This window comes from Nocardia cerradoensis NBRC 101014, from assembly GCF_000308535.1.
Classification (GTDB): domain Bacteria; phylum Actinomycetota; class Actinomycetes; order Mycobacteriales; family Mycobacteriaceae; genus Nocardia; species Nocardia cerradoensis.
The window spans coordinates 1-3,840 of record NZ_BAFW01000205.1; the positions used below are offsets into that span (position 1 = coordinate 1).

Below are 3,840 nucleotides of genomic sequence, written 5' to 3' on the forward strand. Positions count from 1 at the left end.
CCCGGGCAACCCGCCCGACCGGCCGCACCCGCCCAGACCCAGCGCTGGGCGGCGGGCGACCCGGTGCGCCCGGTCGATCCGCAGGCCGCCGAGGGCAAGCCCGCCGATCCGAACGCGCCGGCGAATCCGAATGCGGCCCCGGCCGATCCGAACGCGCCGAAGCCGCCGGCCCCGGCGTGCACGCAGCCGCAGGGCCAGCCGGCGCCCGGTGCTCAGCCCGGCGCACCCGCACAGCCGAACGGCGCACCGGCACCGGCCGCACCCGAGCAGCAGTCGCAAACGCCGTCCAAGACACCGGAACCCGGCCCGGAGGCGGCCCCACCCGCCCCGGCCGCGCCGCCGAGCCCGACACAGCAGCCGGGGATCACGCTGCCGTTCGGAATCGTCGTCCCGCTGCCCGTGCTGCCGGGACCGCCGCCGCCGCAGTAGTCGCCCGGCATCCTCGTTCGACCCGAAACCCCCGCTGAGGCGGGGGTTTCGGCATAAACGGGACAGGCGGTCACGAAGCAGTAACGAAAAGGTCTCGGATGCGGTAATCTGATCTCGTTGTGTCACGAAAAGCTCACAGCGAGCATTGGAGGGTCACCACATCGTGGGACGTCACCGTAAGCAGCCGGCCACCCCTGTCCGGCGCGGATCCGTTATCGCTCTGACCGGCCTCGTCCCCGCGGGACTCGTGGCCGTCGGCGCCTCCGCCGCCGAGGTCAACACCGGCGAATTCACCGCTGTGGCTCTGCCGCAACACACTCCGGATGCTCAGCAGGTCGCCGACCAGCAGGCCGCACCGGACGAAATGATGCGTGCCGCAAAGCATCCCGGCCCGCCGATCGTGAAAACCGTTGCGCAGCCGGAAGGCCGGGTCGCCGCCGATCTGCCGCCGGGGCCCAACGGTCTGCCGGGCATCGCCTACGCGGCCTACCAGAACGCGGAACGCATTCTGGCCCAGGAACAGCCGGACTGCCATATGCCGTGGTCGGTGCTGGCCGGTATCGGACAGGTCGAATCGCATCACGCCTACGGCAAGGCCGATTCCAAGGGCGTCGCGCTCGACCCGATCTACGGCCCCGTCCTCGACGGCAGCCTGGCGGGCAACAATGTGGTGCACGCGACCGGTGACGATCTCGACGGCGGTATGCAGGGCTTCACCCGCGCGGTCGGCCCGATGCAGTTCCTGCCCGAGACGTGGCGCAAATACGCCGGGGACGGCGACGGCGACGGCATCGCCGATCCGCAGAACCTGTTCGACGCCGCCCTGACCGCCGGCAACTACCTCTGCTCGGGCGGATTGAACATGTCGGATCTGTCGCAGCAGTCCAAGGCGATCATGCGCTACAACAACTCGATGGCCTACGTCGCCAACGTGATGGCATGGGAAGTCGCCTACCGGACGGGTGTGGCGCCCAAGCCCAGCCAGCTGCCGCGAATCTGAGCCGGACGGCAGCCGGCCAGGCTGCCCCGAACGGCGCCCTCGCCACGGTCGCTAGACTCACCGCTATGCCAGTGGTTACGGAAACGGATGTGCGGGGCGCGCTCGCGAAGGTGGACGACCCGGAGATCCGCAAGCCGATCACCGAACTCGGCATGGTCAAGAGCGTCTCGGTCCGCGACGACAGCAGTGTGCACGTCGAGATCTATCTGACGACCGCGGCCTGCCCGCTGCGCACCAAGCTCACCGAGATGGTCACCAAGGCGGTGGCCGATGTGGCCGGCGTCGGCGCCGTGACCGTCGACCTCGACGTGATGAGCGACGAGCAGCGCACCGAACTGCGCAAGCAGCTGCGCGGCGACTCCGCCGACCCGGTGATCCCGTTCGCCCAGCCGGGGTCGCTGACCCGCGTGTACGCGGTCGCCTCCGGTAAGGGCGGCGTCGGAAAGTCGAGCGTCACCGTCAATCTCGCGGCCGCGCTTGCCGCACGGGGTCTCTCGGTCGGCGTGCTGGACGCCGATATCTACGGCCATTCCGTACCGCGCATGCTCGGCACCGACCAGCGGCCCACCCAGGTGGAGCGGATGATCATGCCGCCGGTCGCGCACGACGTGAAGGTCATCTCGATCGCCATGTTCACCCAGGGCAACACCCCGGTGGTGTGGCGCGGCCCGATGCTGCACCGCGCGCTGCAGCAGTTCCTGGCCGACGTGTTCTGGGGCGATCTGGACGTGCTGCTGCTGGATCTGCCGCCTGGCACCGGTGACGTCGCGATCTCCATCGCCCAGCTCATTCCGAATGCCGAGATCCTGGTGGTGACCACGCCGCAGCCGGCCGCTGCCGAGGTCGCCGAACGGGCCGGGGCCATCGCCCTGCAGACCCGCCAGCGCATCGCCGGAGTCGTGGAGAACATGTCGTGGCTGGATCTGCCCGACGGTTCCCGCATGGAGCTCTACGGTTCGGGCGGTGGCCAGGCCGTCGCCGACCGGCTCACCCGCGCGGTCGGCGCCGAGGTGCCGCTACTCGGCCAGATCCCGATCACCCAGGAACTGCGCGAGGCCGGTGACGAGGGCACCCCGATCGTGCTGAGCGACCCGGAAAACCCTGCGGCACAAGCGCTTCGGGGCATCGCCGACAAGTTGGCGGTGCGCCGCCGCGGGCTGGCGGGCATGTCGCTGGGCATCGACACCACCCGGCACCTATAGGCGAGTCCCCAGCACCCTCGCTCAGCGGGTTCCGGACACCACCGATGCCGCGCCCCGCGCTGAAACCGCGCGGGTGAGGACGGTGTACGCCAGTCCGGCCGGAGCCACCGAACCGGCCATCATGATCACCGCCACCGGCCGGGCCGTGTCCTCACCCCACCAGCGGTGACACCACGGCCGCGAGCGCGAACCGCAGGGAGGCCAGGAAGGCCGAACCGGTTCCCGCGCGCGCTCCCGTCTCGGCCGACGCCAGCGCGGTGGCGTTGGATAAGACGAGTCGGAACAATCGAGGCGGCCGCGGACGCGTCGGCCGCGCTCGATCACGTGCTGCGCGACGAACAGCGCTCTATTCCTCGACGTCGATCACACCGGCTCGCCACAGCTGCCGGGCTCGCTGTCGGTGTCGCCACCTAAGCTCGACCTATGCTCACGCTGCTGTTGTACGTGCTCATCGTCGGCTTGGTGGCCGCGTTGCTGTTCCTGGTGGCCAGCGCGGTGTTCGGGCGCGGGGAGGAATTGGGTCCGCTGCCGGAGGGCACGACGGTGACGGTGCTGCCCGCCGCGGGGATTCGCGGCTCGGATGTGCGCGCGTTGCGATTCCAGCAGGTGTTCCGGGGGTACAAGGCCGGCGAGGTCGACTGGGCGCTGAGCCGATTGGCCGCACGGATCGACGAGCTGGAACTCCAGCTCGAACGCAGCCGTGTCGCCACCCCGCCCGCCACCGGCGAGCCGGAAACCTCAGCGGCGCAATCGAACACAGGAAGCACGCCGCCTCCCACGGGCACTCCCCCGGCCGCCGCCAACGGCACGACCACCAACTTCAGCACCGGAACCTTCTTCGGCGGCGCTCCCTTCGCCGGTCCCGGCAGCACGACTCCCACCAGCCTCGGCGGACCGGCCTCGGCCGGACCGGGTACCCCCGCGTTCGGCGCTCCGGCGGGTCCGGGCAACACCGCTCTCGGCGGTTCGGCCGATCCCGGTAACCCGGCCCTCGGCGGTCCGACCGGTCCGACGTCCATCGGTCCGGTCGATGGCTTCGGCACCGGTTTCGCTCCCGGCACCGGTTTCGGTCCCGGGGCGGGCTTCGGTCCCGGCGCGAGCCTCACCGCCGGCCCGGGCTTCGCCCCCGGCGGCGGTTTCGGCAGCCTTCCCAGCGGGCCGCCGACGCCGACCGGCACCGCCTTCCCGGTGGCCGGCTATCCGGCGAAC

2 protein-coding genes and 2 pseudogenes are annotated in these 3,840 nt (G+C 70.9%); all 4 read left to right on the plus strand.

The window, feature by feature from the left end; translation table 11 throughout:
* A pseudogene (locus ON23_RS38710) lies at positions 1-429 on the plus strand (Fe-S oxidoreductase); the annotation flags it as partial.
* Between the two features lie 163 nt (positions 430-592).
* The gene (locus tag ON23_RS21995; RefSeq protein WP_039780483.1) at positions 593-1,429 is read left to right on the plus strand and encodes a lytic transglycosylase domain-containing protein; all 837 of its coding nucleotides are present in this window, start codon (positions 593-595) and stop codon (positions 1,427-1,429) included.
* A 65-nt stretch (positions 1,430-1,494) separates the two neighbouring features.
* The gene (locus tag ON23_RS22000) at positions 1,495-2,631 is read left to right on the plus strand and encodes an Mrp/NBP35 family ATP-binding protein (RefSeq protein WP_039780482.1); all 1,137 of its coding nucleotides are present in this window, start codon (positions 1,495-1,497) and stop codon (positions 2,629-2,631) included.
* A 423-nt stretch (positions 2,632-3,054) separates the two neighbouring features.
* Positions 3,055-3,396 (plus strand): annotated as a pseudogene (locus tag ON23_RS22005) (DivIVA domain-containing protein); the annotation flags it as partial.
* Between the last annotated feature and the right edge of the window lie 444 nt (positions 3,397-3,840).